General features: G+C 75.5%; 28 protein-coding genes. 20 read left to right on the top strand and 8 right to left on the bottom strand.

What is annotated here, in order from left to right; all coding sequences use genetic code 11:
- Positions 1-2: 2 nt before the first annotated feature.
- A complete protein-coding gene (locus tag AAG589_RS17335) occupies positions 3-938 on the bottom strand; it encodes a phosphate/phosphite/phosphonate ABC transporter substrate-binding protein (RefSeq protein WP_430568524.1) in 936 nt (311 codons plus the stop codon).
- 167 nt (positions 939-1105) lie between these two features.
- Between AAG589_RS17335 and AAG589_RS17330 the strand changes: the two genes are divergently transcribed.
- Positions 1106-1789, top strand: a complete 684-nt coding sequence (locus AAG589_RS17330) for a uridine kinase (protein WP_430568523.1) — start codon at positions 1106-1108, stop codon at positions 1787-1789.
- Positions 1782-2807, top strand: coding sequence for an alpha/beta hydrolase (locus AAG589_RS17325; RefSeq protein WP_430568522.1), 1026 nt, complete (start codon positions 1782-1784; stop codon positions 2805-2807). Before AAG589_RS17330 ends, AAG589_RS17325 begins: the two co-directional genes overlap by 8 nt.
- Before the next feature lie 15 nt (positions 2808-2822).
- Here the strand turns inward: AAG589_RS17325 and AAG589_RS17320 are convergent, their stop codons facing one another.
- On the bottom strand, positions 2823-3566 hold the full coding sequence (locus tag AAG589_RS17320; protein WP_430568521.1) for a VOC family protein: 744 nt from the start codon (positions 3564-3566) through the stop codon (positions 2823-2825).
- 109 nt (positions 3567-3675) lie between these two features.
- Here AAG589_RS17320 and AAG589_RS17315 point away from each other — a divergent pair, with 109 nt between their 5' ends.
- The 3 genes from AAG589_RS17315 to AAG589_RS17305 are packed head-to-tail and all read left to right on the top strand — an operon-like array spanning position 3676 to position 6169.
- Entirely contained in the window at positions 3676-5094 is a 1419-nt protein-coding gene (locus tag AAG589_RS17315; RefSeq protein ID WP_430568520.1) for a class-II fumarase/aspartase family protein, read from the top strand.
- A 44-nt stretch (positions 5095-5138) separates the two neighbouring features.
- Positions 5139-5786 carry a GNAT family N-acetyltransferase gene (locus tag AAG589_RS17310; protein ID WP_430568519.1) on the top strand — a complete coding sequence of 216 codons (648 nt, stop codon included), beginning with the start codon at positions 5139-5141 and terminating at the stop codon, positions 5784-5786.
- 50 nt (positions 5787-5836) lie between these two features.
- Positions 5837-6169, top strand: a complete 333-nt coding sequence (locus AAG589_RS17305; protein ID WP_430568518.1) for a hypothetical protein — start codon at positions 5837-5839, stop codon at positions 6167-6169.
- 5 nt (positions 6170-6174) lie between these two features.
- Here the strand turns inward: AAG589_RS17305 and AAG589_RS17300 are convergent, their stop codons facing one another.
- Positions 6175-7677, bottom strand: coding sequence for an SDR family oxidoreductase (locus tag AAG589_RS17300; RefSeq protein ID WP_430568517.1), 1503 nt, complete (start codon positions 7675-7677; stop codon positions 6175-6177).
- 120 nt (positions 7678-7797) lie between these two features.
- Here AAG589_RS17300 and AAG589_RS17295 point away from each other — a divergent pair, with 120 nt between their 5' ends.
- The gene (locus AAG589_RS17295; RefSeq protein ID WP_430568516.1) at positions 7798-8613 is read left to right on the top strand and encodes a tryptophan-rich sensory protein; all 816 of its coding nucleotides are present in this window, start codon (positions 7798-7800) and stop codon (positions 8611-8613) included.
- Positions 8610-9167 carry an isopentenyl-diphosphate Delta-isomerase gene (gene idi, locus AAG589_RS17290; protein WP_430568515.1) on the top strand — a complete coding sequence of 186 codons (558 nt, stop codon included), beginning with the start codon at positions 8610-8612 and terminating at the stop codon, positions 9165-9167. Before AAG589_RS17295 ends, idi begins: the two co-directional genes overlap by 4 nt.
- A gap of 13 nt (positions 9168-9180) precedes the next feature.
- On the opposite strand, the gene AAG589_RS17285 is transcribed toward idi, so the two are convergent.
- Positions 9181-9708 (bottom strand): MarR family winged helix-turn-helix transcriptional regulator, encoded by a 528-nt coding sequence (locus AAG589_RS17285; RefSeq protein ID WP_430568514.1) that lies wholly within the window; start codon positions 9706-9708, stop codon positions 9181-9183.
- Between the two features lie 68 nt (positions 9709-9776).
- Here AAG589_RS17285 and AAG589_RS17280 point away from each other — a divergent pair, with 68 nt between their 5' ends.
- The 6 genes from AAG589_RS17280 to AAG589_RS17255 all read left to right on the top strand — a co-directional run bounded on the left by AAG589_RS17280 (position 9777) and on the right by AAG589_RS17255 (position 15062).
- Positions 9777-10856 carry a polyprenyl synthetase family protein gene (locus AAG589_RS17280; protein WP_430568513.1) on the top strand — a complete coding sequence of 360 codons (1080 nt, stop codon included), beginning with the start codon at positions 9777-9779 and terminating at the stop codon, positions 10854-10856.
- Between the two features lie 68 nt (positions 10857-10924).
- Positions 10925-11785, top strand: a complete 861-nt coding sequence (locus AAG589_RS17275) for a phytoene/squalene synthase family protein (protein WP_446719763.1) — start codon at positions 10925-10927, stop codon at positions 11783-11785.
- Positions 11786-11816: 31 nt separating this feature from the next.
- Entirely contained in the window at positions 11817-13439 is a 1623-nt protein-coding gene (gene crtI / locus AAG589_RS17270; RefSeq protein WP_430568511.1) for a phytoene desaturase family protein, read from the top strand.
- Positions 13436-13840 (top strand): lycopene cyclase domain-containing protein, encoded by a 405-nt coding sequence (locus AAG589_RS17265; protein ID WP_430568510.1) that lies wholly within the window; start codon positions 13436-13438, stop codon positions 13838-13840. Before crtI ends, AAG589_RS17265 begins: the two co-directional genes overlap by 4 nt.
- Positions 13837-14163 (top strand): lycopene cyclase domain-containing protein, encoded by a 327-nt coding sequence (locus AAG589_RS17260; RefSeq protein ID WP_430568509.1) that lies wholly within the window; start codon positions 13837-13839, stop codon positions 14161-14163. The genes AAG589_RS17265 and AAG589_RS17260 overlap by 4 nt, the downstream gene beginning before the upstream one ends.
- A complete protein-coding gene (locus tag AAG589_RS17255; protein WP_430568508.1) occupies positions 14160-15062 on the top strand; it encodes a prenyltransferase in 903 nt (300 codons plus the stop codon). The genes AAG589_RS17260 and AAG589_RS17255 overlap by 4 nt, the downstream gene beginning before the upstream one ends.
- A gap of 1 nt (position 15063) precedes the next feature.
- Here the strand turns inward: AAG589_RS17255 and AAG589_RS17250 are convergent, their stop codons facing one another.
- Positions 15064-15507 carry a pyrimidine dimer DNA glycosylase/endonuclease V gene (locus AAG589_RS17250; protein WP_430568507.1) on the bottom strand — a complete coding sequence of 148 codons (444 nt, stop codon included), beginning with the start codon at positions 15505-15507 and terminating at the stop codon, positions 15064-15066.
- Positions 15508-15511: 4 nt separating this feature from the next.
- The gene (locus tag AAG589_RS17245) at positions 15512-16786 is read right to left on the bottom strand and encodes an APC family permease (protein ID WP_430568506.1); all 1275 of its coding nucleotides are present in this window, start codon (positions 16784-16786) and stop codon (positions 15512-15514) included.
- A 73-nt stretch (positions 16787-16859) separates the two neighbouring features.
- Here AAG589_RS17245 and AAG589_RS17240 point away from each other — a divergent pair, with 73 nt between their 5' ends.
- The 6 genes from AAG589_RS17240 to AAG589_RS17215 all read left to right on the top strand — a co-directional run bounded on the left by AAG589_RS17240 (position 16860) and on the right by AAG589_RS17215 (position 22894).
- Entirely contained in the window at positions 16860-17600 is a 741-nt protein-coding gene (locus tag AAG589_RS17240) for a TetR/AcrR family transcriptional regulator (RefSeq protein WP_430568505.1), read from the top strand.
- Entirely contained in the window at positions 17597-18604 is a 1008-nt protein-coding gene (locus tag AAG589_RS17235; RefSeq protein ID WP_430568504.1) for an ABC transporter ATP-binding protein, read from the top strand. Before AAG589_RS17240 ends, AAG589_RS17235 begins: the two co-directional genes overlap by 4 nt.
- Positions 18601-20253, top strand: a complete 1653-nt coding sequence (locus AAG589_RS17230) for an ABC transporter permease (protein ID WP_430568503.1) — start codon at positions 18601-18603, stop codon at positions 20251-20253. Before AAG589_RS17235 ends, AAG589_RS17230 begins: the two co-directional genes overlap by 4 nt.
- Before the next feature lie 118 nt (positions 20254-20371).
- Positions 20372-21772, top strand: coding sequence for an amino acid permease (locus tag AAG589_RS17225; RefSeq protein ID WP_430568502.1), 1401 nt, complete (start codon positions 20372-20374; stop codon positions 21770-21772).
- Between the two features lie 82 nt (positions 21773-21854).
- Positions 21855-22421 carry a TetR/AcrR family transcriptional regulator gene (locus AAG589_RS17220; RefSeq protein ID WP_430568501.1) on the top strand — a complete coding sequence of 189 codons (567 nt, stop codon included), beginning with the start codon at positions 21855-21857 and terminating at the stop codon, positions 22419-22421.
- A gap of 2 nt (positions 22422-22423) precedes the next feature.
- Positions 22424-22894: a hypothetical protein gene (locus tag AAG589_RS17215; protein WP_430568500.1), complete on the top strand. Its 471-nt coding sequence runs from the start codon at positions 22424-22426 to the stop codon at positions 22892-22894.
- 25 nt (positions 22895-22919) lie between these two features.
- On the opposite strand, the gene AAG589_RS17210 is transcribed toward AAG589_RS17215, so the two are convergent.
- Positions 22920-24203, bottom strand: a complete 1284-nt coding sequence (locus AAG589_RS17210; RefSeq protein ID WP_430568499.1) for an NAD(P)/FAD-dependent oxidoreductase — start codon at positions 24201-24203, stop codon at positions 22920-22922.
- 99 nt (positions 24204-24302) lie between these two features.
- On the opposite strand from AAG589_RS17210, the gene AAG589_RS17205 reads away from it, so the two are divergent.
- Positions 24303-24965 (top strand): MOSC domain-containing protein, encoded by a 663-nt coding sequence (locus AAG589_RS17205; RefSeq protein ID WP_430568498.1) that lies wholly within the window; start codon positions 24303-24305, stop codon positions 24963-24965.
- Here AAG589_RS17205 and AAG589_RS17200 read toward each other — a convergent pair.
- Positions 24919-26133 (bottom strand): hypothetical protein, encoded by a 1215-nt coding sequence (locus AAG589_RS17200; protein ID WP_430568497.1) that lies wholly within the window; start codon positions 26131-26133, stop codon positions 24919-24921. The genes AAG589_RS17205 and AAG589_RS17200 overlap by 47 nt on opposite strands.
- Between the last annotated feature and the right edge of the window lie 183 nt (positions 26134-26316).

The following is a 26316-nucleotide window of genomic DNA, read 5'->3' as shown; positions in this document are numbered from 1 at the left end:
GCTCACGACCCGCCGAGGTCGGAGATGTCGACGTCGGCGACGGCCGCGATGTCGACGAACGGCTGGAAGATCTCGGGGTCCGGCTCGAGGATCGGGTCGGTGCCCTGCATCGCCTCCATCATGGGGCCGAGCGCCTCGGCGTTCTCCTCCGTGAAGATCTTGGGCAGCGCGTCGAGCAGCAGCTCGCGCTTGTCGTCCGCGAGCTGCTGGTCGGCGAGCACGGTGACCGACACCGGCATCGAGGCGCTCTCGCCGATCGAGCGGGTCTCGCCCTTCTCGAACGGGAACATCGCGCTGCCCTGGCCGGCCATGGTGGGGAAGATCGTCGACGTGCACGCCACGTCCGCCTGCCCCTCCTTGAGGGCGGTGAAGCTCATGTCGTGGCCGCCGGAGAACAGGGCCTGGTAGTCGGCGTCCTTCTCCAGGCCGGCGTCGTGCAGCGCCGCGACCGGCATGAAGTAGCCGGACGACGACGCCGGGTCGGCGAACGCGACCACGGTGTCGGGCGTGATGTCGTCGAACGACCGCAGCGGCGAGTCGTCGAGCACGAGGCACGTCGAGACCGGGTCGTCGTTGCCGGGCCACGCGACGAGGGAGTCGACCTCGCCGGTGTTGACGGCGAGCGCGGACGGGAAGCCGCTCATGAAGCCGATGTCGGTGTGGTGGTTGCGCAGGGCCTCGACCACCGCGGTGTAGTCCGGCACGTCGACGATCTCGACCTCGCGGCCGGTCTCGGACTCGACCAGGGCCGCGAACGCCTCGATCGGGTTCTCCGCGGCGGGGTCGTCGCCCAGCGGCGTGGTGGCGAAGGTGATGGGGGCGTCCGGGTCGGACGCCGCGACGGCCGCGGCGTCGGAGCCGGAGGCGGAGCAGCCTGCGAGGACGACGGCGGCGCCGAGGCCGAGCAGGCCCAGAGCGGGCAGAGCGCGGGCGCGCATGGGCGTTCCTTTCGGGGGGACGCCGGGCCCTGGCGGGCCCGGTGAGGTATCGCGACTGGCGATATCGAAATCACACCGGGCGCAGGTGACGGCGAAATACGAGACCGCTGGACCTCGAAAGGAAGGCTCGGTGAACAGTCGGTGCGGGGCGGTGGCAGCATGACCGGGTGCGCGTGGAGCCGGTGACCCCTGACGGCGTCGTCGAGCACGTCGTGGGCCGGGTCCTCGGCCGGGAGGACGGCGGCCCGGTGCGGGTGCTCGTCGACGGCCACCCGTCGACGCGCCCGGAGGCGCTCGCGGACGCGCTGGTCGAGCCGCTCCGGGCGGCGGGCCGGCCGGTGGCGCGGGTGCGCGTGCGGGACTTCCTGCGCGCGCGGTCGCTGCGGCTCGAGCGCGGCCGCCGGGACGCCGACGCGCTGCTGGACGAGTGGATCGACGTCGACGGCCTCAACCGGGAGGTGCTGCGCTCGGTGGTGACGCGCGGGAGCTGGCTGCCGAGCCTGCGCGACCCGGACACCGGCCGCTCGACGCGCGCCGCGTCCGAGGACGCGCCCCCGGGCACCGTCGTCGTGCTGGACGGGTCGCTCGCGCTGGGCCGGGGGCTCGACGTCGACCTCGCGGTGCACCTGGCGCTGCGGCCCGCGACGGAGACGCGGAACACGCCGCTCGACGACGCGTGGACCCTCGCCGCGTACGGCCGCTACCGCCGCGAGGTACAGCCCGAGCGGCGCGCGGACGTCGTCGTGCGCGTCGACCACGCCGACCGGCCCGCGCTCGTCCGGCACGAACGGGGGGAACGGACGGGGGAACCGGGCGGGACGCCCGCGCGTCGGAAGGGGCGTGATGTCTGAGTCCTCCCGCCACCGGCGGTCCGCGTCGTGGCTCGTCGGGCTCGCCGTCGCGTCCGGCGTGCTCGCCGCCGCCCGGCCCCTGGCCCGTGTCGTCCGGCGCCAGCGGGACGCGCTCGCGGCGGCGGACCGCCGCCTGCTGGGCCCGCTCGCGTTCGTGCCGATGATCCTGCATCGCGCGGTGCTGCCGCTGCTGCGGCAGTCGCCGCCCCGGGCGGTGCGTCCCGACGTCCGCACGGAGCGGCGCGCTGTGCCCGGCCCGGTCGGCGGGCCGGACGTCGAGATCGAGCTCTACCACCCGCTGCACCGGTCCCGGCCGTCCGGTGTGCTGGTGTGGGTGCACGGCGGCGGGTACGTCATGGGCTCCGTCGCCATCGGCGACACGTTCTGCTCCGACGTCGCCGCCGAGGGCGTCCTCGTCGTCAGCGTCGAGTACCGGCTCGCGCCGGAGCACCCGTTTCCTGCCCCGCTCGACGACGTCATGGCCGTGCTCGCGTGGGTGCTCGACCACGCCGTCGACCTGGGCGTCGACCCGGAACGGGTCGCCGTGGGCGGGGACAGCGCAGGGGGTGGCCTCGCGGCCGGCGCCGCGCAGCGCGCCCACGACGAGGGCCTGCCCGTCGCGTTCCAGCTGCTGGTGTACCCGATGCTCGACGACCGCACCGTGCAGCGGGCCGAGCGCGACGGCGAGTGGGCGCTCGTCTGGACGCCCCCGGCCAACCGCTTCGGGTGGACGGCGTACCTGGGGCACGCGCCCGGCGACCGGACCCCGGCCCCCTACGCGGCTCCGGCTCGTCGTGCGGACCTGGCCGGGCTGCCGCCCGCCTGGATCGGTGTCGGCGACATCGACCTGTTCCACGCCGAGGACGTCGAGTACGCGCGCCGGCTGCGCGCGGCCGGCGTCGCCGTCGACCTCGACGTCGTGCCGGGCATGTTCCACGGCGGCGACCGGTCGTCCGCCGTGCCGGCGGCGGAGTTCCGCGGGCGCGCCCGCGAGGCGCTGCGCGCCGCGATCGGCTGAGCCGCCGGGTCCGGATCAGCTGGTGCAGAGGCAGAACGGGTGGCCGGCGGGGTCGGCGAACACGCGGAACGTGTCCTCGCCCCCGGGCAGCCGCCTGGCGCCGACGGCGAGCGCCGCCGCCTCGGCGTCGTCCAGGCTCTGCGGGCCGATCTGCAGGTCGAGGTGCAGCTGCTGCGGGAAGGCGGGGTCGGGCCAGCGCGGCGCGGAGTAGCCCTCCACCTGCTGGAACAGGAGCGTCCGGTCGCCGCCCAGCATCGCCATGCCCTCGGCGTCGTACACCACCGGGTCGCCGAGCACCCGGGACCAGAACCCCGCGGCGGCGGACGCGTCGGGCACGTCGAACGTCAGGCCCATCACGGTCAGCCCGTCGTTGTCGGGCGCGTGGCACAGGTCGAAGGGGTGCCCGGCCGGGTCCGCGAGGGTGGTCCACTCGGGGTTCTCGCGCAGCACCGTGGCGCCCAGGCCGACGGCGCGCTCGACGGCGGCGGCGACGTCGGGCACGCGCAGGTCGAGGTGCAGCTGCTGGGGGTGCTCCTGCCCCGGCCACCGCGGCGGCACGAGGTCGGGCGCGGGCTGGAACGCGAGCGACCAGCCGTCGGGGGTGTTCAGCGTGATCCAGTCCTCGCCGTAGCCCTGCTGCTCCACCTCCGCGCCGGTCAGCGCGCGCCAGAAGTCGGCGGCGACCTGAGGCTCGGGGACGTCGAAGACCACCGCGTCCAGGGCCGCGACCCGCGTCGACGTCGTCGTCTGCTCGCTCATGCCGCCCAGGGTGCCGCGCCCCACCGACACCCGCACGGCGCCGGGGCTGTACACCGGGCCCCCGCGGGGCGATCATCGTGCCCACCGCCGCCGGTCCGAGAGGGAGCCCATGATCGTCGCACCGTTCGGACGCTTCACCGAGGGGCGGGTGCCCGACCCGGGGATCGCGCGCCTGTTCACGCGCGAGAACCGCTGGCAGGCGCGGCTCGACGTCGAGGCGGCGCTCGCGCTCGCGGAGGCCGACGCCGGCCTCGTCCCCGCGGAGTCGGCCCGCGCCATCGCGCTCACGGCGCGGATCGAGAAGCTCGACGTGCGGCGGGTGCTCGCCGCGACCGCCGAGGCGAGCCACCCGCTGGTGCCGCTCATCGAGGAGTTCGCGCGCGCCGTCGGCTCCAAGCACGGCGGCTGGGTGCACTGGGGCGCGACGACGCAGAACATCACCCAGACGGCGGACGTGCTGGTGCTGCGCGACGCGCACCGGGCGATCCTGCGCCAGCTCGGCCGCGTGCTGCGTTCGGCGGGCCGGCTCGCGGAGTCGTCCGCGGCGCTGCCGATGGCGGGCCGCACCCACAGCCAGCACGCCGTGCCGGTGACGTTCGGCTTCAAGGTGGCGGTCTGGATCGACCAGCTCGCCGCGCACGCCGACCGGCTGGAGCGGCTCGACGAGCGGCTGTTCTGCGTGCTCATGGGCGGCGCGGCGGGCACGTTCGCGTCGTTCGGCGGCTCCGGCCGCGCGATCGAGGCCGGGGTGGCGCGGCGGCTCGGGCTGCACCCGATGCGGGTGCCGTCGCGCTCGGTGAACGACGGCATCGTGGAGCTCGTGCTGGTGCTGGCGCAGCTCGCGGGCACGATCGGCAAGATCGGCAAGGACGTCTACACCCTCATGCAGCCGGAGTTCGCGGAGGCGTTCGAGCCGGTGCCGGAGGGCACGGTCGGCAGCTCGACCATGCCGCACAAGCGCAACCCGCAGCTCGCCCTGGACATGCAGACCATGTCGGCCGAGCTGCGCGCCCTCGCCGGCCCGGCGCTGGAGTCGATGCTGCACGACCAGGAGGCGAACGGCGCCATGACGGCCCTGCTCGAGGACGTCTCGGCGTCCGCGGCCGTCCTCGCGGGCGACATGCTCGCCCGCCTCGAGGTGGTCATGGACGGCCTGGAGCTCGACCCGGGCCGGATGCGCGCGAACATCCGGCTGTCCGAGGGGATGATCGGCTCGGAGTCGCTCATGCTCGCGCTCGGGGAGAAGATCGGCCGCCAGCGCGCGCACGATGTCGTCTTCGCCGTCGCGCAGGCGACGGCGTCCGACGGCCGGCCGTTCCTCGAGCTGCTGCACGGCGACCCGGTGGTCAGCGAGGCGTTCGACGACGCCGAGCTGCGCGCGCTGCTCGACCCGGCGGGCTACCTCGGCCTGAGCGTCGAGATCGCCCGCGAGCTCGCCATGTGCGCGACCGACGCCGCCGACCGGCTCGAGGCACTGCCCGAGCGCATCCCCGTCGCGATCGGGAGCCAGCGACCGGGCGAGGGGTGAGAAACGCCCGTGACCGGCCGCCGGGGACGCACTAGGGTCCCGGCATGGATCTCGAGGACGTCTGGCCGCTGTTCGGGCTCGAGATCCGGACCCCGCGCCTGATGTTGCGTCCGATGCGGGACGAGGACCTGCCGGGCCTGGCGCGGGCGGCGCTCGACGGCGTGCACGACCGCGAGCGCACGCCGTTCGGCGTCCCCTGGACCGACGCCGCCCCGGAGGACCTGCCGAGCAACCTCGCCGCGTACCAGTGGAGCCTCCGCCACCGCGTGGCGCCGCACAGCTGGGTGATCGCGTTCGCGGTGCACCACGGCGGCCGGGTCGTGGGTTCTCAGGACCTCTCGGCCCACGACTTCGCGAACCGGAAGACGGTCGGCTCCGGGTCCTGGCTCACGCGGAGCGTGCAGGGACAGGGGCTCGGGACGGAGATGCGGGCCGCGCTGCTGCTGTTCGCGTTCGACACCCTCGGCGCCGAGTGGGCGGAGTCCAGCGCGGCGTCGTGGAACGAGGCGTCCCTCGCCGTCTCGCGCAGGCTCGGCTACGAGCCGAACGGCGTGACGCGGGTGTCCCCGCGGCCCGGCCAGCCCGTGGACGAGCAACGCGTGCGGCTCGCCCGGGAGGCCTTCCGGCGGCCCTCGTGGGACGTGACCGTGCGCGGGGCCGAGCGGGCGCTCGCGCAGCTCGGCGTCGGGTGAAGTCGGCTCACGACCGCGCGGGCCGTCGCGGCCGGTGCCATCGTGGGCGCATGGACCGGCAGCCGGGCACGGACCGGCGGTGGACCCGCGGCGTGACGACGACCGTCGTCGTGGTCGCCGCTCTGGTGCTGCTGGGCGCCTGCGCGGCCGGGCCGAACCCCGGGGTGGACACGTCCGGGATCGGTGGCCAGGGGCCGTACGGGTTCTGGTGGGGGCTGTGGCAGGGGATGATCCTGCCGGTCACGTTCGTCGTCTCCCTGTTCACCGACTCGGTGTCGGTGTACGAGGTGCACAACAACGGCAACTGGTACGACGTCGGGTTCGTGCTCGGCATCTCGCTGGTCTTCGGCGGGCCGCTCGGTGCGCGCCGGGCCCGGCACTGAGCCCGTCACTGAGCGTCTTCGACCGTCTCCGCCGCGGCGTGCTCCTCGGCCGCGCGCGCGATGTTGCGCTGCATCCCGCCGAACACGATCCCGTGGAACGGGCTGATCGACCACCAGTACAGCTGCCCCGGAAGGCCGCGCGGGGAGAAGATCGCGCGCTGCCGGAAGACGGGTCGCGTGCCGGGCCCCTCCTCGACCGCCAGCTCCAGCCACGCGAGCCCCGGCAGCCGCATCTCGGCGCGCAGCCGGAGCAGCCGCCCGGGCACCACCTTCTCCACGCGCCACCAGTCGAGCGCGTCCCCGGGCTCCAGCCGGTGCGGGTGCCGCCGGCCGCGCCGCAGCCCGGGGCCGCCGAAGAGGCGGTCGAGGACGCCCCGGGCCAGCCAGCCGAGGCGCCAGGAGTACCAGCCGTGCGCCCCGCCGATGCCCTCGATGACCGACCACAACGACGCGGGCGGCGCGTCCACCTCGCGCGAGCGGTCGTCCACCAGGAGGCTGCCTCCTGCCCAGTCCGGGTCGTCGGGCAGGGGGTCGGACGGCGCGCCGCGCGTCGACGCCGAGGTCCAGCTGGTCCGCACGTCCAGGTCGCGGACGCGGGCCAGGGCCAGCGCGACGGCGTCGTCGAACCCCACCAGGCCCTCCGGTGGGTCGGGGACGTAGGCCGCGATGTCGCGGTCTCGGGCCACGACCTCGTGCACCAGCGACCCGACCAGCGGGCGGGCGATCGCCGGAGGAACGGGGGTGACCAGCCCGACCCACAGGCTCGCCAGGCCGGGCGTGAGCACGGGCACGGCTCCGATCACCCGCGGCCGCAGCCCCGCGACCGCGGCGTAGCGCTGCATCATCCGGCGGTAGGTCAGCACGTCGGGCCCGCCGATGTCGAAGCCGCGGCTGACGTCGTCGGGGATCGTGGCCGCCCCGACCAGGTAGCGCAGCACGTCGCGCACCGCGATGGGCTGGATGCGGTTGTCGATCCACCGCGGGGCGACCATGACGGGCAGGCGCTCGGTGAGGTACCGCATCATCTCGAACGACGCGCTGCCGGAGCCGAGGATCACCGCGGCCCGCAGGACGACGGTCGGGACGTCGCCGGCGAGCAGGACCTCCTCGACCTCACGTCGCGAGCGCAGGTGCGGGGACAGGTGGTCGGTGTCGGGGTACAGCCCGCCGAGGTAGACGACGCGGCGCAGTCCCGCCGCGGCGGCCTCGGCGGCGAAGGCGCGCGCGGTGTCCCGGTCCCGGTCGGCGTACCCCGCACCTCCGCCGAGGGCGTGGACGAGGTAGTACGCGACGTCCACCCCGTCGAGCGCGCGTCGCAGGTCGGCGCGGGAGGCGGCGTCGCCGGCCACGACGTCGACGGCGTCGGCCCAGCCGCGCCCGGCCACCCGCTCGGGGTGGCGGGCGAGCACGCGGACGCGGTACCCGGCGGCGAGCAGCTCGGGCACGAGCCGGCCCCCGATGTACCCCGTGGCGCCGGTCACGAGGACGAGGGATGCGTCGGACGTCATCGTGGGCCTCCCGGGAGCAGCGTGGTCGCTAGCCAGGCTAGCAATATTGTCCGCGCGGTGGCAGGGTTGGAGAGGCGCGGCGTCACGTCGCGGCGACGTCTCACGTGCGAGGAGGACCGGATGGTCGACACGACGGCCGCCCCGCGGCTGCACCAGGTCGTGGTCACGGCGAGCCTGCTGGTCTGCGTGGTGGGCTCGATGATCGGCGTGGGCGTCTTCGGTGGCATGCCGATCGCCGAGGCCGCGGGCGGAGCGCTCGCCGCCGACGCCACGCTCGTGGCCCCGGCGTCGCCGGCCTTCTCGATCTGGTCGGTCATCTACCTCGGTCTCGCGGGATACACGGTGTTCCAGTGGCTGCCCGCGCACGCGGCCGACGACCGCCAGCGGAGGCTGCGGCTCCCGGTCGCGGCGACCATGCTGCTCAACGCGGCCTGGATCCTCGTCGTCCAGGCCGGCGCCCTGTGGTGGAGCGTGCTGGTCATCGCGGTGCTCCTCGCCCTGCTCGCCCGGACGTTCCTGATCCTGGTGCGCACGCCCGCGAGCGGGGTGGCGGAGCGCGTGCTCGTGGACGGCACGCTCGGCCTCTACCTCGGCTGGGTGTGCGTGGCCACCGTCGCGAACGTGGCGGCGGCCCTGGCGGCCGCGGGGTTCGACGGCGGGGCCGTGGCGGCGGACTGGTGGGCCGTGGGGATCCTCGCGGCGGTCGCCGGCGTCGGCGTCGCCCTCGCGGTGCGGGGGCGGGGCCGCATCGCCGTGGCGGCGGCGATCGCGTGGGGGCTGGCCTGGGTGGCCGTCGCGCGGTCCGGGGGCGAGCCGGCCTCGGCCCCCGCCGCGGCCAGCGCGGTGGCCGCGGCGGTCGTCGTCCTCGGGGCGGCGGTGGTGCTGCGCGTGCGGGCCGCACGCGCCCGCGTCGTCACGGGCCCGGGTGCGCCGTGACCGGGGCCGACGTCGGGTCCGAGGCTGCCGGCGACCACGTCGTCCTGCTCGACGACGCGGGGACGCCGACGGGCACCGCGCCGCGCGCGACCGTGCACACGCGCGACACCCCGCTGCACCTCGGATTCTCCTGCTACCTGTCCCGGCCGGACGGCGGGGTGCTGCTCACCCGCCGCGCGCTGACGAAGCGGACGTGGCCGGGGGTGTGGACCAACTCGTTCTGCGGCCATCCCCGGTGGGGCGAGTCGCTGACGCAGGCCGTCCGGCGGCACGGCCGGCACGAGCTGGGGCTGGACGTGACCACCGACGGCGTCCCGGCCCTGCCGGCGTTCCGCTATCGCGCGGTCGACGCGGGCGGCGTGGTCGAGAACGAGCTCTGCCCGGTGCTGCTCGCGTCGGTGGACCGCGACCCGGAGCCGAACCCCGACGAAGTGATGGACTGGCGCTGGGTGCGGCCCGACGAGCTCGGGCCCCTCGTCGACCTGGCGCCCTGGGCGGTGAGCCCGTGGATGGTGGCGCAGGTGCCGGAGCTGCGGGCCGCGGGCCGGCTGTAGCGGCCCCGCGCCGTCAGGCGGTCGTGTCGCCGACCACGGTGCCCGCGACGTCGTCGGGCTCGCGCTCGGCCTCGGCAGCCATGGCGAGGAGGAAGTCGCGGACCGCGGGCCGGGAGCGCGCGGGGACGGCGCGGGCGATCTCGAGCATGCGGGCGTGGACCGGGGCGAGGCGCTCGCGCACCTCGGCGTGCGCGGCGTCGGACGCGACGACGACGACGGACCGACGGTCGGACGGGTGCGGGCGGCGTTCCAGGTGCCCTGACGCCACGAGCCGGTCGAGCAGCTTGGTGGTGGACGCCGTCGAGATGGTCAGGTACTCCGCGAGCCCGCGCGGCGTCGCCGGCTCGCCGTGCCCCTCGCAGGCGATGACGTGCTGCAGGGCGCGCAGGTCGGTGAGGTTCATCTTCATCTCGCGCCCGGCGCGGCGCCGCATGGCCTCGTCCGCGCGCCGGAACGTCCGGAGCGCCTCGAGGAGGCGGCGGGGCTCCGCGTCCGACTCCCCGTACCAGTAGGACGAGCCGCCCGTCGGTGCCTGGGTCACGCGGCCATCCTAGCCACTCGGCGTTCGGCTAGTATCTCGCTAAGCAATTAGATTGCTAGGCTAGGTAGATGCTGAGCGAGGAGGTGGGGGTCGTGCATCGCTCGTGGCCCGAGACGGACGACGCGGTCGGCCAGGTCGTCGAAGGCGCCGTCGACCGGCTGCTCGCGGCGGGCGACCGGCCGGACGCCCCCCGGCTGTGGGGCGCCGTCCGCGCCACCAGCCCCGGCGGCAAGCGGCTGCGCCCCCGGCTCCTGCTCGACGCCTTTGGCGCGCTCGTCGAAGGTGCGGAGCCGCGGGAGCCGCGCGAGGTCGCGGTGCGGGTCGCCGCGGCCCTCGAGCTGCTGCACCACGCGCTCCTCGTGCACGACGACGTCATCGACGGCGCGGACTCGCGCCGCGGGCGTCCCAACGTCTCCGGGACGTTCGCCGCCCAGGCCCGCGAGTCCGGGGCGACGGCCGGCCAGGCGCAGGCGTACGGGGCCGCCGCCGGCATCCTGGCCGGGGACCTCGCGCTCGCGGGCGCCGTGCGGGCGGTGGCGCTCTGCGGGGCACGGCCCTGGACAACGGAACGGCTGCTGGACCTCGTCGACGAGACGCTGCACCTCACGGCGGACGGCGAGCTGTCCGACGTCGGGCTGAGCACCGGCCCGTGCGCCGAGCTCGACGAGGCCCTCCGCGTGGCCGAGCGCAAGACGGCCGCCTACTCCTTCCAGCTCCCGCTGCGCGCCGCCGCGGTCCTGGCCGGACGGGAGGACCTGGACGCCGACGTCCGGCAGCTGGGTCGCGACCTCGGGCTCGCGTTCCAGCTCCGCGACGACCTGGACGGCGTGTTCGGCGACCCCGCGCGGACCGGCAAGAGCAACGCCTCCGACCTGCGGGAGGGCAAGTGCACCCCGCTGGTCGTGCTCGCCCGCGGCACGTGGGCCTGGCTCGAGCTGAGCGCGGTGCTGGGGCGCCCCGACGCGGGGGAGCAGGACCTGCAGCGGGCGCGCGACCTGCTCGCGGCCTGCGGGGCCGGCGCGGCCGTCGAGGCCCTGGCCGGCGACCTCGAGGACGCCGCGGCGAGGCTGGCGGTCGAGCTCGGACTGGGCGTGCTCGCCGAGCGCTTCTCCGGGTCGCGGCCCGCGCCGGCCGGGAGCGTGTCGTGAGCGCCGCCCCGGTCGTCCCGACGCCGGTCGTCCCGACGTCGACCGTCCCGATCCCGGTCGTCCGGGACGTGCCCGGCCCGCGCGCGGCGGACGCCGTCTACGACGCCGTGGCCGTCCGCAGCGCGGCGGTGGTCATCCGCGCGTACTCGTCGTCGTTCGGCTGGGCCTGCCGCCTGCTCGGCGGGCCCGTGCGCGACCACGTGCGCACCGTCTACGCGCTGGTCCGGGTCGCCGACGAGATCGTGGACGACCCGGCGTCGGGTCTGACCGGCGCCGAGCGCGGCGAGCTGCTCACCGAGCTGGAGCGCGAGGTCGGGCGCGCCCGGGAGCGCGGGCGCAGCAGCAACCTCGTCGTGCACGCCTTCGCGCGCACCGCGCGCGAGTTCGGCATCGGGGACGACCTGGTGACCCCGTTCTTCGGCGCCATGCGGGCCGACCTCACCGCCACCACGCACGACGACGCCAGCTTCGCCGCCTACGTGCACGGCTCCGCCGAGGTGGTCGGCCTGATGTGCCTGCGGGTGTTCGTCGCGGGGGACGACGCCGCCTACGGCCGGCTGGCCCCGGGCGCCGCCCGCCTCGGCGCGGCGTTCCAGAAGGTCAACTTCCTCCGCGACCTGGCCGAGGACCAGGACGTGCGCGGCCGCTCGTACTTCCCCGGCCTGGACGTCGACGCGTTCGACGACGCGGACCGCGACCGCTTGCTCGCCGACGTGGACGCCGACCTGGCCGCCGCGGCCGCCGTCATCGACGACCTGCCCCGCAGCTCCCGACGGGCCGTGCGGGTGGCGCACGACCTGTTCGCGGAGCTCTCCCGGCGGCTCGCGGCCACCCCCGCGGCCACCATCCGCCGCGAGCGGGTGCGGGTGCCGGACCTGGTCAAGGCGCGCCTGGTCGCTGCCGCCGTCGCGCGGGACGTGCTGCGGTGAGTCCGCGGGTGAGGCCGCAGGTGAGGTCGCGATGAGGGTGGTCGTCGTCGGCGCGGGGATCGCCGGGCTGGCCGCCGCGGGGCTGCTCGCGCGCGACGGCCACGAGGTGGAGGTGCTGGAGCGGCACGACGCGCCGGGCGGGCGCGCGGGCTCCTGGGAGCGGGCGGGCTTCCGGTTCGACACGGGGCCGTCCTGGTACCTCATGCCCGGGGTCTTCGACCACTGGTTCCGGCTCATGGGGTCGTCGGCGGAGGAGCAGCTCGACCTGGTCGGCCTCGACCCGGCCTACCGCGTCTTCTTCGAGGGGCACGACCGCCCGCTCGACGTCTCGCCCGACCGGGCGGCCAACGTCGCGGCGTTCGAGGGGATCGAGACGGGGGCGGGCGTGCGCCTGGGCCGGTACCTCGACTCCGCGCACGACACCTACGCCATGGCGCTGCGGCACTTCCTCTACACGACGTTCGCGTCCTGGCGGCCGTTCGCCCACCGGGACGTCGTGGCCCGCGCCCACCGGCTGGTGCCGCTGCTCGGCCGGTCGCTGGGTTCGCGCGTGGCGGCGACCGTCCGGGACCCGCGCCTGCGGCAGGTGCTGGGCTATCCCGCGGTCTTCCTCGGCTCGTCCCCCGACCGGGCGCCGAGCATGTACCACCTCATGAGCGCCCTCGATCTCGACGGCGGCGTGCGATACCCCCAGGGAGGGTTCGCGCGCGTGGTCGACGCGGTCACCGGGCTCGCGGTCGACGCGGGGGCCACCCTGCGCACCGGGGCCCGGGCGACCGCGATCACGACCACGGCCGTCGGGGCCGGCTCGGGGGAGGTGCGGCCCGGGCTCCCCGTCCCCGGGCCGCGCCGCCCCCGGGCCACGGTCACGGGGGTGCGCTGGGTCGACCGCGACGGCGAGGAGCACCATGCCCCCGCGGACGTCGTCGTGGCGGCGGCCGACCTGCACCACGTGGAGCAGGACCTGCTGCCGCCGGACCTGCGCGACCGGTCGCCCTCGTGGTGGTCCCGCCGTGACCCGGGGCCCGGCGGGGTGCTGGTGATGCTGGGCGTGCGGGGGAGGGTGCCGCAGCTCGCGCACCACTCGCTGTTCTTCACGGCGGACTGGGCGGAGAACTTCGGCGCGATCGCCGAGGGCCGCGTCCCGGACCCGGCGTCGCTGTACGTGTGCGCGCCGTCCCGCACCGACCCGGCCGTGGCGCCGCCCGGGCACGAGAACCTGTTCCTGCTGGTCCCGGTCCCGGCCGACCCCGGCCTGGGGCGCGGCGGCGAGGACGGCGCGGGGGACGCCGCCGTGGAGGAGATCGCGGACGCCGCGATCGACCGGGTCGCCGCCTGGGCGGGGATCCCGGACCTGCGCGAGCGGGTCGTGGTGCGGCGCACCGTCGGCCCGGGCGACTTCGCGGCCGACCTGTCGTCGTGGTCGGGCGGCATGCTCGGCCCGGCGCACACCCTGCGCCAGAGCGCGATGTTCCGGGCCGGCAACCGCTCGCGGCGCGTCGCCGGGCTGCTGCACGCCGGCGGGTCGACGATCCCCGGCGTCGGGCTGCCGATGTGCCTCATCAGCGCCGAGCTCGCGGTGAAGCGGGTGCGCGGCGACATCAGCGCCGAGCCGCTCCCCGAGCCCGGCCCCGTCCTCGCACCCCGGTGGTGATCGCCCTGCACTGGACCTCCTTCCTGTACCTCGCGCTGCTGCTCGGCGCCCTGGCCTCGATGGCCCTCGTGGACCGGCGCGCGCGCCTCGTCCTCTGGTCGGCGACGCCGGTCCGCGGCGCCGTCGCCCTCGTCGTGGGCACCGTCGCGTTCCTCGCCTGGGACCTGGCGGCGATCGCGGCGGGCTTCTACGCGCGCGGCGGCGCCGCCATGACCGGCGTCGAGCTGGCGCCACACCTGCCCCTCGAGGAGCTCTTCTTCGTCGTGTTCCTCTGCTGGTTCACGCTCCTTCTCCACGGGCTCCTGCGCCGCCGGCTCGCCCGGCGGCGTCGCTCGCCGCAGGAGCCCGCCCGGCGTGGCGCGCTGCACGCGGTGCCAGATCTCTCCGGGGAGGACCGATGACGTACGCCGGCCTCGCGGCCGTCGTCGTCGCCGGGGCGCTCGTCCTGACGCTGGTCGTCGCGCGGGTGCGCCGCCTCGGCCCCCGGTGGTGGGCCGCGACGGCGACGGCCGCCGTCGTGCTCATGGTGCTCACCGTCGTCTTCGACAGCCTCATGATCGCCGCCGACCTGTTCCGCTACGACGAGGCCGCGCTCCTGGGCGTGCGCGTGTGGCTCACGCCGGTCGAGGACCTCGCGTGGCCGCTCGTGGCCGCCCTGCTGCTGCCCGCCCTCTGGGCGCTGGTGGCCGGCGACGAGGCCGGTGCTCAGGAGACCGGGGCATGACGGCGGTGACGGCGTCGGGCCCGGCCGCGGCGCTGCGCCAGGTCGTGGGCTCGTCGCGCCCCGTGAGCTGGATCAACACGGCCTACCCGTTCGCCGCGGCGTACCTGCTGGCGGGCGGCGCGGGGCGGGTGGGGACCGCGGAGCTCGTCGTCGGTGCGCTCTACTTCCTCGTCCCGTACAACCTGCTGATGTACGGGCTCAACGACGTCTGGGACTACGAGTCCGACCTGCGCAACCCGCGCAAGGGCGGGATCGAGGGCGTGGTGCTGTCGCGCCGGTGGCACCGCCTCACCGTGCGGTCCGCCGTCCTGACCAACGTGCCGTTCCTCGCCTACCTCGTCCTGGTGGGCGACGCCGCGTCGACGGCGGTGCTCGCCGTGAGCGTGTTCGCCGTCGTCGCCTACTCGGCGCCGGGGCTGCGGTTCAAGGAGCGGCCGGTGCTGGACTCGGCGACCTCGAGCACCCACTTCGTGAGCCCGGCCGTCTTCGGGCTGGCGCTGGCCGACGGCGCGGTGACCGGGACGGTCGTCGCCGTGCTGGGGGCGTTCTTCCTGTGGGGCATGGCGTCCCAGGCGTTCGGGGCGGTGCAGGACGTCGACGCGGACCGCGCGGCCGGGATCGGCTCGGTGGCCACCTGGCTGGGCGCGGCGCGCACGGTGCGCGGGGCGATGGCGGCCTACGCGGGGGCCGGCGTCGTGCTGCTCCTGGCGGGCTGGCCGGCGGCGCTCGCCGCCGTCCTCGTCGTGCCCTACGTCGCGAGCGTCGCGCCGTACCGGAACCTGCCCGACGACCGCTGCGAGGAGGCGCACGCCGGCTGGCGCCGCTTCCTGTGGCTCAACCTCGTCACCGGCTTCCTGGTCACCCAGCTCCTCATCGCCGTCGCCCTGGGGTGGCTCTGACTCACGCCCGCTCCCAGTCCTCGCGGGGGCCCGGGACCACCGTGAACAGCGGGTGGGGGCGCACCTCGCGCACGTCCGCGTGAGCCTCCGCGAGCTCCGGGCTGCGCACGCGCAGCTTGGCCGTCAGGTGCTCCCACTCGACCGCCAGCTGGCCGTCGGTCACGGGGATCCGCGGCACGGGGGCCGCGGCGTCGTCCGGCGCGGCGAGGATCCGGCCGCGGTCGAAGGAGTACGACCGGGCGGACGCCTCCGCCGCGACCGCGTCGAGGTAGGCGCCGACCGCCGCCAGGGGGTCCGGCGTCGCGCGGAAGCGGGCGAGCTGGGGGTGGTTGCGGTAGCCCTTCGTCCTCCCGGCCAGCACGGCCTGCGCGAGCAGCGCCTCGCGCCAGCAGGCCGTCAGGCCCTGGCGGTCGAGGTAGTCGGGGGCGAGGGACCAGAGGCGCACGCCGTCATCGTGACACGCGGACCCAGCGCACGAGCAGCCCGACGGCGAGCACCGCGGCGCCCGTGAGCACCGCGGCCGGGGGCAGCGTCGCGCACAGGACCACGCACCCGGCGAGCCCCACGGCCTGGAACGCCCGCGGGTACCGGCGGTGCGGCGCGGTCTGGGTCCAGGCGGCCAGGTTCGCCACCGCGTAGTACACCAGCACTCCGAACGACGAGAACCCGATCGCGCCGCGCAGGTCGACCGTGAGCACCAGCGCGACCACGACGACGGCGACCGCCACCTCCGCCCGGTGCGGCACCCGGAAGCGCGGGTGCACGGCGGCGAGGGGGCGTGGCAGGTCGCCCTCGCGCGCCATCGCCAGCGTCGTCCGGCCCACGCCCGCGACGAGGGCGAGCAGCGCGCCCAGCGACGCCGCGGCCGCCCCCACGCGCACCACCGCCCCGGCCCACGGCGACCCGCCGACCGCCGCGGCCAGCGGCGTGGACGTCGCCGCCGTCCCCGCGAGGCCGAGCACGGCGAGCAGGGTCACCGCCACGACGGCATAGACCACGACGGTGCCGCCCAACGCTCCGACGATGGCGCGCGGGATTCCGCGGGCCGGGTCGCGGACCTCCTCGCCCAGCGTCGCGACGCGCGCGTACCCGGCGAACGCGAAGAACAGCAGCCCCGCCGCCTGCAGGACGCCGTACCAGCCGGCGGGTCCGCCGAGCAGGCCGTCCGCGGCCCCGCCCGCGCCCTCCGCACCGAGGCGGGCCGCGTCAGGAGAACCGGTGGCGAGCGCGACGGCGACCGTCACGGCCAGGGCGAGCAGCACCACGACGACGATCCACCGGGCCAGCCGGGCGGTGCGGGTGACGCCGCGGTAGTTCACCGCCGCCAGCGCGACGACGGCGACCGCCGCCACCGGCCGTTCCCACCCGGGCGGGGCGGCGTAGGCGGCGAAGGTCAGCGCCATCGCCGCGCAGCTCGCCGTCTTGCCGACCACGAACCCCCAGCCGGCGAGGTAGCCCCACCACGGGCCGAGTCGCTCGCGCCCGTACACGTAGGTGCCGCCCGACGCGGGGTACTGCGCCGCGAGCTGCGCGGACGACGTCGCGTTGCCGTACGCGACGACCGCCGCGAGGGCGAGGGCGAGGAGCAGCGCGGCACCAGTGCCCGCGGGCAGCAGGGCCGCCGCCGCAGGCGAGAAGGCCGCGAAGACGCCGGCCCCGATCATCGACGACAGGCCGATCACGACGGCGTCGGCGGTGCTGAGGCGGCGCGCGAGCGGGGTCACGGGCCGATCCTGACGCAATCCTGACGGCGCCGGGTCTTGCACCGCGACTGAACGCGTGTTTAGTCTCTTGAACATGCGTTCAGTCGATGCCGCTCCCGAGGACGCGGCCGAGGCCCGTGGCCCGGTCGTCCCGGCGCCCGACGGCAGCACGCGCGGCCGGATCCTCGACGCCGCGATGCGCCGGTTCGCCCGGTCCGGCTTCGACGCGTCGGTCCGGTCCGTCGCGACCGACGCCGGGGTGAGCGCGGCCCTCGTCATCCACCACTTCGGGTCCAAGGACAAGCTGCACGCCGCGTGCGACGAGTACGTGCTCGCGTGGATCCGCGACGTCAAGCGGGACTCGATCGGGCGCGCCGCGGGGGGCAACCTGCTGCAGGTGCTCTCGGCCGCCGACCAGTACGCGCCGCTCGTGGGCTACGTGCTGCGCTCGCTGCAGGCGGGCGGCGCGGTGGGCCGCGAGTTCACCGAGCACATGATCGCCGACGCCGAGGTGTACACGGCCGAGGCGGTGCGCGACGGCGTCGTGCGGCCCAGCCGGGACGAGGCGGCGCGGGTGCGCTACCTCGTCTACTCGGCGCTCGGCGCGATGCTGCTCTCCGTCACGCTCGACCCGCCGCAGGACGCCGAGGACGTCACGGCGGCCCTGCGCCGCTTCATGGACGAGCTGTACCTGCCGATGCTCGAGCTCTTCACCGAGGGCTTCCTCACCACCCGCCGCATGCTCGACGACTACCTCCTGTACGTGCCGGACCCGCCGGACGGGGCGCACGCCCCCACCGACGGAACCCCCCACCACGACGAAGAGGAACCATGACCACCACGGCTGCATCCACCACCCGGTCGGGCGCCACGACCGCGCCCGCGGTCGAGATCCACGACCTGCGCAAGTCCTTCGGCTCCGTCCAGGCCCTCGACGGGCTGGACCTGACCGTCGAGGCCGGCCAGGTGGCCGGCTTCCTCGGCCCGAACGGCGCCGGCAAGTCCACCACCATCCGCGTGCTGCTCGGCCTGCTGCGCGCCGACTCCGGCAGCGCCCGGCTGCTCGGCGGCGACCCGTGGCGCGACGCCGTCGCGCTGCACCGCCGGCTGGCCTACGTGCCCGGCGACGTGTCGCTGTGGCCGAACCTCACCGGCGGCGAGGCCATCGACTACCTCGCCCGCCTGCGGGGCAAGCCCGACAAGCGGCGCAAGGCCGAGCTGCTCGAGCGGTTCGAGCTCGACCCCACCAAGAAGGCCCGCACCTACTCCAAGGGCAACCGGCAGAAGGTCGCGCTCGTCGCCGCCTTCGTCTCCCAGGTCGACCTGCTCGTGCTCGACGAGCCCACGTCGGGCCTCGACCCGCTCATGGAGGCCGTGTTCACCGAGCAGGTGCGCGAGGCCAAGGCGGCAGGCACCTCCGTGCTCCTGTCGAGCCACATCCTGTCCGAGGTCGAGAAGGTCTGCGACACCGTGACGATCATCCGCGGCGGCCGCTCCGTGGAGTCCGGCACCCTCGACGACCTGCGCCACCTCACGCGCTCGGCCGTTACCGCCGTCGTCGACGGCGACCCGTCCGCGATCGGGAGCATGGCGGGCGTGCACGACCTCGCCACGACCGGGAACGGCGCCGGCACCCGCGTCACGTTCGACGTCGACAACTCCGAGATGGGCCGGGTGCTGCCCGCGATCAGCGCGCTCGGCGTGCACTCGTTCACCGCGCAGCCGCCGTCGCTCGAGGAGCTGTTCATGCGGCACTACGGCGACGAGCTCGCCGCCGACGGCGTCCCGGCCGACGGCGCGGGCAGGCACGCCGCGAGCACGCGGGCGGGTGCGCGATGAGCGCCGTCACCGCCGCCCCGCCGTTGTCGGCCCCGGCCGCGCGCGGCGGCACCACCCTGACCGGCACGTGGAGCCTGGTGCGGTTCATCCTGCGCCGCGACCGCGTGCGGCTGCTCGTGTGGTCGCTCGCGGTCCCGGCGCTCTACCTCGCGTCCCTCGGCGAGTACACGTCGATGGCGGACGACCCGGCGGGCATGCAGGCCCGCGCCGCCCTCGTCCAGACCCCCGCCATGGTGTCGATGACCGGGCCGGGCTACGGCACGGACGACTACACGGTCGGCGCGGCCGTCTCCAACGAGCTCGTCCTGTGGATGGTGCTGGCGCTCGCGGTGATGAGCATCATGCAGGTCGTGCGGCACACGCGCGCCGAGGAGGAGTCCAGCCGGTCCGAGCTGGTGCGCGCGGCCGCGGTGGGGCGCCACGCGGCCGTCGTCGCCGCGCTCGTCGTGGTGCTGCTCGTCAACCTCGTGGTCGCCGCCCTGTCCTCGGCGGTGCTGGTCGGCGCCGGGCTCGAGGCCGTCGACTCGGTCGCGATGTCGCTCGGCGTCGCGATGAGCGCGATGACCTTCGGCGCGATCGCGCTGGTCGCGGCCCAGGTGACCGAGCACTCCCGCGGCGCCACGGGGCTCTCGATGGCGGCCCTCGGCGCCGCGTTCACGCTGCGCACCATCGGCGACATGCAGGAGCAGCACGGCAGCTGGGTGTCGTGGCTGTCCCCGATCGCGTGGGCGCAGCAGATGCGCGCGTACGTGGACCTGCGCTGGTGGCCCGCCGCCCTCGGTGCCGTCGCCATCGTGCTGCTGCTGGTCGTGGCGTCGTCCCTGGCCTCGCGCCGCGACTTCGGTGCCGGGCTCGTGCCCGACCGCCCCGGCCGCGCCGACGCCCTGCCCAGCCTGCGGTCGCCGTCGGCCCTCGTGTGGGTGCAGCAGCGCATGGCCCTGCTGTGGACCGTGATCGGCCTCGCGTTCATGTGGTTCGCGACGGGCACGATCGTCAACCAGGTCGGGTCCATGACCGAGTCGCTCGCCGACAACCCCGTGTACGCGAGCGTGCTGGGCAGCGGCGAGGTGACCCAGGCGTTCGTCGGCATCATCGTGCTGTACGCCGCGCTCGGCGCGGCCGCGTACGGCATCGTCGCCGCGCTGCGCGGCAAGGCGGAGGAGGACGCCGGACGCGCGGAGTACGCCCTGACGACGCCGGTCTCCCGCGGCCGGTGGCTGGGGGCGAACCTCGCGGTGACGTCCGTCGGCACCCTCGTGGTGCTGGTCACGGGCGTGCTCGCCCTCGCCGGCGGCGCCGCCGTGGCCGGCACCGACGACGTCACCTTCGGCCAGGTCACCGAGGCCGGGCTGCTGTACCTGCCGGCGCTCGCGGTGTTCGTCGGGCTGGCGGCCGCCCTGTTCGCGTGGGCGCCCAGGGCGACCTCGCTGGTGTGGCTGCTGCTCGAGTACACGATCGTCGTCTCGCTGTTCGCGGACCTGTTCCACCTGCCCGACTGGGCACGCAGGATCTCGCCGTTCTGGTGGGTGTCCGACCCGCTGACCGGCGACGTCGACTGGGCGCACGTGGGCGGGCTGTGCGCCGTCGCGCTGGTGCTGTTCGTGCTCGCGTTCGTCGGCTTCCGCCGGCGCGACGTCGCGACGAAGTAGTCCCGCTCCGCCTGGTTCGCCGGTCGAGCCTGTCGAGACCCGTGGCCACGGTTTCGACAGGCTCAACCACCGGGCGCCGGCCGGGACAACGCGCCGCGGCGGGTTAGCGTGGTCCGCCGTGAGCACACCCACGGATCCCGGCGCGGGCCACGACGCCCAGCTGGCGCACGGACTGCGCACCCGCCACCTGACGATGATGGGCCTCGGCTCCGCGATCGGGGCGGGCCTGTTCCTGGGCTCCGGCGTCGGCGTCGCGACCGCCGGCCCCGCCGTCCTGGTCAGCTACGCCATCGCGGGCGCGCTCGTCGTCCTCGTCATGCGCATGCTCGCGGAGATGGCGTCCGCGCTGCCCGCGTCCGGCTCGTTCTCCGTCTACGCGGAGGCGGCGCTGGGCCGTTGGGCCGGGTTCCTGCTGGGCTGGCTGTACTGGTTCACGCTGATCATGGTGCTCGGCGTCGAGGTGACCGGCGTCGCGGGCATCGTCAGCGGCTGGTGGCCGGGCGTGCCGCAGTGGGTCGTGGCGGCCGTCGTCGTGGTGGTGCTGGGCGGCATCAACCTCGTGGGCGTGCGGCAGTTCGGCGAGTCGGAGTTCTGGTTCGCGGCGATCAAGGTGGCCGCGATCCTCGGCTTCCTCGTGGTGGGCGTCCTCGTCGTGGTCGGCGTCATCCCGGTGTCCGGCAGCGTGCTGGGCGACTGGGCCGCGCACGGCGGGTTCGCCCCCGCCGGCTGGGCGGGCATCGCGGCGGGCCTGCTCACGGTCGTCTTCGCGTTCGGCGGCATCGAGATCGTGGCCATCGCGGCCGCCGAGGCCCGCGACCCGCGCACCGCCGTCGCGCGGGCCACCCGGACCATCGTGTGGCGGATCCTGCTGTTCTACGTGGGCTCGGTGGCCGTGATCGTCGCGCTGATCCCGTGGGACGACGCCGCGGCGCTCGAGTCGCCCTTCGTCTCCGTGCTGCAGCTCGCCGGGTTCGACGGCGCCGCGCGGCTCATGGAGGTCGTCGTGGTGCTGGCGCTGCTCAGCGCGTTCAACGCGAACGTCTACGGCACGTCGCGGATGCTGTTCTCGCTCGGCCAGCGCGACGACGCGCCCGCCGCCACCACGCGCGTGTCCCGCCGCGACGTGCCGTGGGTGGCCGTGGCGGTGTCCGTGTTCTTCGGCGTCGTCGCCGTGGGGCTCAACTGGCTGCTGCCGGCGCAGATCCTGTCGATCCTGCTCAACGCCGTCGGCTCCGCGCTGTTCGTCGTGTGGGTGCTCATCACGATCTCGCAGCTGCGCCTGCGGCCGCGCCTCGAGGCCGACGCCGCGCGCGCCGGCGAGCCGCTGCGGCTGCGCATGTGGGGCTACCCGTACCTCACCTGGGTCACGCTGGCGGCGCTGGTCGCCCTCGCGGGGCTCATGCTGTCCGACCCGGCGGCACGCGCCCAGCTCGCCGCGACGGCAGGGCTCGTCGTCGTGATCCTCGTGGTCTACGGCCTCACGCGCCGGGTGCGGGGCCGCGCGACGACCTCGCCGTAGGCCCCGCCGGACGGGCGTCGATTCTCCTCTTGTCCACGTTTTCTAACACCGTTAGGCTACCCGGGACAGGAGGGGGACCCGGATGCCCAGACCGCCGCGCATCGGCACGGATGCGATCGTGAACACGGCGCTCGCGCTGCTCGACGAGCAGGGGACGGCTGCGCTGACGATGCGCCACCTCGCCGCCCGGCTCCAGGTGCGGGCACCCTCGCTCTATCACCACGTCGCGGGGAAGGCGGAGCTGCAGCAGCTCGTCGCCGACAGCGTCTGGGCGGAGGTGTTCGCCGGCCTCGGCACCGACCTCGCCTGGCGGCCGCTGCTCGAAGGGTTCGCCCGACGAGCCCGCCGCGCGCTGCGAGCACATCCCGGCGCCGCCCAGGTGCTCGCGGTCACGAACGTCTCCGAGGCGACCTACCGGCCTGTCGTGCCCGTCGTCACCCGCGCGTTCGAGGCCGTCGGCACCGACCCGCAGGAGGCCCTGCACCTGGTCTCCTCGCTCGGCGTCCTCGTCACCGGGCTGGCCCTCGCCGAGTTCGGTGACGCCCCGAATCCCCCCGTCGCACCACGGGACTACTACGACCACTGGTTCGAGCTCGCGGTCGGGACCTTCCTCGACGGTGTGGCGGCTCGGCACGAGACAGGGAGCTGACAGTGCTCATCACCGCCATCGCGCTCGCTACCACCGTGCTCGGGTACTTCCTCGTCACGACCCTGGTCGAGCTGCCGCCGTTGAACAACGTGGCCGCGGCCACGCTCGCCGAGCGCCGCACGGAGACCCTGGTCAACGGCCCCGTCCTGCTCGCCCCCGTCGTGCTGCTCGGCCTTGCCGGTGCCCTGCACACGCCCTGGCTCGGCTACGCCGGTGCCGGCGTCGAGGCGGTCGCCGTGCTGTCCGGCCTGGCGCTGTGGTGGCTGCCGTACCTGACGGGCCGGAGCGTGCCGTGGGCGACAGCGGGCACCGGCGACACGTGGGCGCAGCTGCACGCCCGCACCTACGCGCGCACCGTCATCGTGCTTCCCCGGATCGGCGACCGCCCTCGCCCGAACCTCGAGCACATGATCCTGCACTCGCTGATGGTCGCGGCGGCGGTCACGGCGTTCATCGCCTCGGCGCAGCAGTAGCGACTCCGGCGGCCGGCACTGGCCGCTATCGCTCCGGACGGATCGTCGGGACGTCGCCGACGATCGGGATCGGGCGGCGGTGGAACGGGAACCCGTACCGGGTGACCAGACCGGCGAGCGTCGTGACGCGGTTGCGCGGCCCGACCAGCGACATGATGTGCACGAACAGCCACACCAGCCAGGCGAGCCCGGCCGTGAGCCGCAGCTTCTTGGACGTCACGGGCAGCGTGATCTCGGCGATCGCGGCGCGGCGGCCGATGACCGCCATGGTGCCCTTGTCGTGGTAGGTCAGCGGCTCGGTGGCCCGGCCCTCGAGCAGCGCGAGGATGTTGCGCGCCACCTGCTCGCCGCCCTGGATGGCCGGCTGCGCGAGCTGCGGCAGCCAGTCGGGCGTCTCGGCGATGTCGCCGATCGCGAAGACCCCGGGCCGCCCCTCGACCTGCAGGTCGGGCCCGACGGCGATGCGGCCGCCCTTGCGGCGGGGCAGGTCCCAGTCGTCCACCTCGGGGTGCGGGCCGACGCCCGCGGACCACACCGTGAGGTCGGCGCGGATGCGGGTGCCGTCGGTGAGGACGACGGCGTCGGGCCGCACCTCCGCGACGCCCGCCCCCAGGTGCAGCCGCACCCCGCGGTGCTTCAGCTCCTGCGCCGCGTACTCGCGCAGGCTCGGGTGGAACGCCTTGAGCAGCTCGGTGCCGCGCTGCACCACGGTGATCTCGAACGCGTCGCCGTCGATCTCGGGGTAGGCGGGCGCGAGGCCGGCCGTGCGCAGCTCCGCGAGCGCCCCGGCGACCTCGACCCCGGTGGCGCCGCCGCCCACGACGACGACGCGCAGGCCGTCGTCCGACCCGGGGGTGAACGCCGACCGCTCCAGCCGGATGAAGAGCTGGTCGCGGATCCGCAGCGCCTGCGAGCGGGAGTACATGCCGAGCGCGTTCTCCTTGGCGCCCGGCGTGTCGAAGAAGTTCACGGTGACGCCGTTGGCGAGCACGAGGTGGTCGAAGGAGATCTGCTCGTCGTTGGCGAGGCGGATGGTGCGGGCGTCGTGGTCGATGCCGACCAGGTGCTCGTGCAGCACGCGCAGGTTCTTCTGCTTCAGCCGCAGCCCGCGCAGCCAGTAGGTGACGTCGCCGGGGTTCAGCCCTCCGGTGGCGACCTGGTACAGCAGCGGCTGGAACGTGTTGTAGACGCGGCGCTCGACGAGCGTCACCCGCACGGGCGCCTTCGCCAGGGCCTTCACCACCGCGAGGCCACCGAACCCTCCGCCGACGACGACGACATGGGGGAGGTTCTCGGTGCGTGCGCTCACGGAGACCACGGTAGGTGACCTGGGACCCGACGGCCTGCCGCCGGCGGTGTGAGGTGCGGCGCTGGCGGCCCGGGGCCCTCGGCCTGAGACGATGGAGCCGTGCCCGAGCTCCTCGCCGTCTGCCGCGTGTTCGCCCTCCTGCCCGACGCCGGGACGGTGGGCGTCACCGCCATCGACAAGCGCCCCGTGGAGGGCCGGGTCAAGGCCCGCCCGTACGGGCTGTACGCGGACGTCCAGGCGGACCGCAAGAACCACGGCGGGCTGGACCAGGCGGTCTACGCGTACTCCGAGGAGGACGCGGCGGTGTGGGGCGCCGAGCTGGGGTACGAGGTCGCGCCCGGCCTGTTCGGGGAGAACCTGCGCACCCGCGGCCTGGAGGTGAGTCGGGCGGTGGTCGGGGAGCGCTGGCGCGTGGGCACGGCCCTCCTCGAGGTGACGCAGCCGCGCACGCCGTGCCAGACGTTCGCCCGGCGCCTCGACTCGCCGCCGCGCTGGGTGCGCCGGTTCACCGAGGCCAACCGCACCGGCGCGTACCTGCGCGTGGTGGAGAACGGCGACCTCGGCGCGGGGGACGCGGTCGAGGTGGTGCACCGGCCGTCGCACGGCGTGACGCTCGCCGACTGGTTCGGGGCGTACAACGGGCTCGACGGCGCGCCCGAGCTCGCCGACGTCGCGAAGGCCCTGCTGGTGGCCCACGACGGCGGCGAGCTGCGGCTCAGCGGCGAGCTGCGGGGGCGGGCCGAGCACTCCCTGGGTCGCTGACCCCGGGGGCGTCCACGACGCCGTCCTCGACCCCGTACCGGTGCCCGGCGTAGCCCCAGACGGCGAGGGCGAGCGCGGGGCCCCAGAACCAGGCGGGGAAGTACAGGGCCGCGGCCCACCCCATCATGACGAGCATGGGGACGGCCGCGCCGCAGAGCATCACGGCGACGATCCCGGCGGGCACGATGGCGGCGGCCGGCGGCACCGGCCGTCCGGCGCGGCGTCCGAACCAGCGCGGCAGCCGCTCTCCCCACGGCAGGATCAGGCCGAGGGTGAGCACGATGCCGAGCCAGGCGCCGCTCGAGAGGGACAGGCCTTGGATGCGGACCGCGAGGGTCAGCTCCTCCGCGGGGCCCGCGAACTGCGGCCACGGCGTGAGCCAGGTGGCGCGGGCGAGCGCGTAGGGCAGGGGGCCGAGCGCGGCGACGATCGTGAACAGCCGCCGGTGCCGCGTCACCCAGGCGGTGGCGGTCCGCAGCGACCCGCGCTGCCAGGCGCGCACGGCGACGAGCCCGGCCCAGGCCGCCGCGGTCGCCAGCGGCAGCAGCACGGCCGGCAGCGCCCACGGCTCGCGTGCGAGCCCGGTCGTGATGGCGTCCCACCAGTCCGCGAACGCCCCGCGGCCGACGACGACGCCGACGGCGGCGAGCACCACGACGGCGCCGAGCGGCAGCCGCCACGCGGGGCGGGTGCGGAACACCTGCACGCCCGCCCACACGGCGAGCACGGGGACGGCGAACGACACGAGGTAGCCGGCGGCGGGGAGCGTGCCGGACCCCTGCGCGACGATCCCGAACGCGACGACCTCGAGGATCCCGACGGGGACGACGAGGCGCCCCGCGGCGCGGGCGGTGGGGCGGGCGAGCGCGGCCGCGGAGGCGACGACGCCGAGCAGCGCCGTCGCGAGCAGGACCAGGACGAGCGGCGCCGCGGGGACGAGCTCCGCGCCGAGCATGCGCCCGTCCGGGAGCAGGGCGTCGACGTCCGGTCGGGCGACGAAGACGCCGAGCATCGCCGCGGTGGCGGCCGACGCCGCGAGCGCGGCGCCCGCGAGCCGGCGGTCGGGAGGTGGTGCCTCGACGGTGCGCGCGGCGGCGCCGGGGGTGGAGCCGGCGCCGGGTCCGGCGTCGTGCCGGGGGAGGTCTCTGGGGACGGACGTGCTGGTCATCGTGCTGCCTCCGGTCGGTGGGTGGCTGTGCTCCCACGCTCGCGCCGACGGCGCCGCCGGGCTTCCCCCGTGCGGGGGAGCCGCGTCCCCCGCGCAGGGGGACCGACGTCGCACCGACCGTTGACCCGCCCGCCTGCCGGCCACTATGTTCACTCTCCGCACACTCGTTCGGAGAGCGGACCC

Source organism: Isoptericola sp. F-RaC21 (assembly GCF_038593535.1).
Lineage (GTDB): Bacteria > Actinomycetota > Actinomycetes > Actinomycetales > Cellulomonadaceae > Isoptericola.
This window is presented reverse-complemented; position numbering and strand designations above follow the sequence as displayed.

Bases quoted from the DNA above. Each gene is read 5' to 3' on its own strand.
- AAG589_RS17300 (WP_430568517.1), bottom strand. From the start codon at position 7,677: ATGACGTCCGACGCATCCCTCGTCCTCGTGACCGGCGCCACGGGGTAC.
- AAG589_RS17325 (WP_430568522.1), top strand. From the start codon at position 1,782: ATGTCTGAGTCCTCCCGCCACCGGCGGTCCGCGTCGTGGCTCGTCGGG.
- AAG589_RS17200 (WP_430568497.1), bottom strand. From the start codon at position 26,133: ATGACCAGCACGTCCGTCCCCAGAGACCTCCCCCGGCACGACGCCGGA.
- AAG589_RS17240 (WP_430568505.1), top strand. From the start codon at position 16,860: ATGCGTTCAGTCGATGCCGCTCCCGAGGACGCGGCCGAGGCCCGTGGC.
- AAG589_RS17310 (WP_430568519.1), top strand. From the start codon at position 5,139: ATGGATCTCGAGGACGTCTGGCCGCTGTTCGGGCTCGAGATCCGGACC.
- AAG589_RS17220 (WP_430568501.1), top strand. From the start codon at position 21,855: ATGCCCAGACCGCCGCGCATCGGCACGGATGCGATCGTGAACACGGCG.
- AAG589_RS17235 (WP_430568504.1), top strand. From the start codon at position 17,597: ATGACCACCACGGCTGCATCCACCACCCGGTCGGGCGCCACGACCGCG.
- crtI (WP_430568511.1), top strand. From the start codon at position 11,817: ATGAGGGTGGTCGTCGTCGGCGCGGGGATCGCCGGGCTGGCCGCCGCG.
- AAG589_RS17260 (WP_430568509.1), top strand. From the start codon at position 13,837: ATGACGTACGCCGGCCTCGCGGCCGTCGTCGTCGCCGGGGCGCTCGTC.
- AAG589_RS17280 (WP_430568513.1), top strand. From the start codon at position 9,777: ATGCTGAGCGAGGAGGTGGGGGTCGTGCATCGCTCGTGGCCCGAGACG.
- AAG589_RS17295 (WP_430568516.1), top strand. From the start codon at position 7,798: ATGGTCGACACGACGGCCGCCCCGCGGCTGCACCAGGTCGTGGTCACG.
- AAG589_RS17315 (WP_430568520.1), top strand. From the start codon at position 3,676: ATGATCGTCGCACCGTTCGGACGCTTCACCGAGGGGCGGGTGCCCGAC.
- AAG589_RS17230 (WP_430568503.1), top strand. From the start codon at position 18,601: ATGAGCGCCGTCACCGCCGCCCCGCCGTTGTCGGCCCCGGCCGCGCGC.
- AAG589_RS17320 (WP_430568521.1), bottom strand. From the start codon at position 3,566: ATGAGCGAGCAGACGACGACGTCGACGCGGGTCGCGGCCCTGGACGCG.
- AAG589_RS17255 (WP_430568508.1), top strand. From the start codon at position 14,160: ATGACGGCGGTGACGGCGTCGGGCCCGGCCGCGGCGCTGCGCCAGGTC.
- AAG589_RS17305 (WP_430568518.1), top strand. From the start codon at position 5,837: ATGGACCGGCAGCCGGGCACGGACCGGCGGTGGACCCGCGGCGTGACG.
- AAG589_RS17335 (WP_430568524.1), bottom strand. From the start codon at position 938: ATGCGCGCCCGCGCTCTGCCCGCTCTGGGCCTGCTCGGCCTCGGCGCC.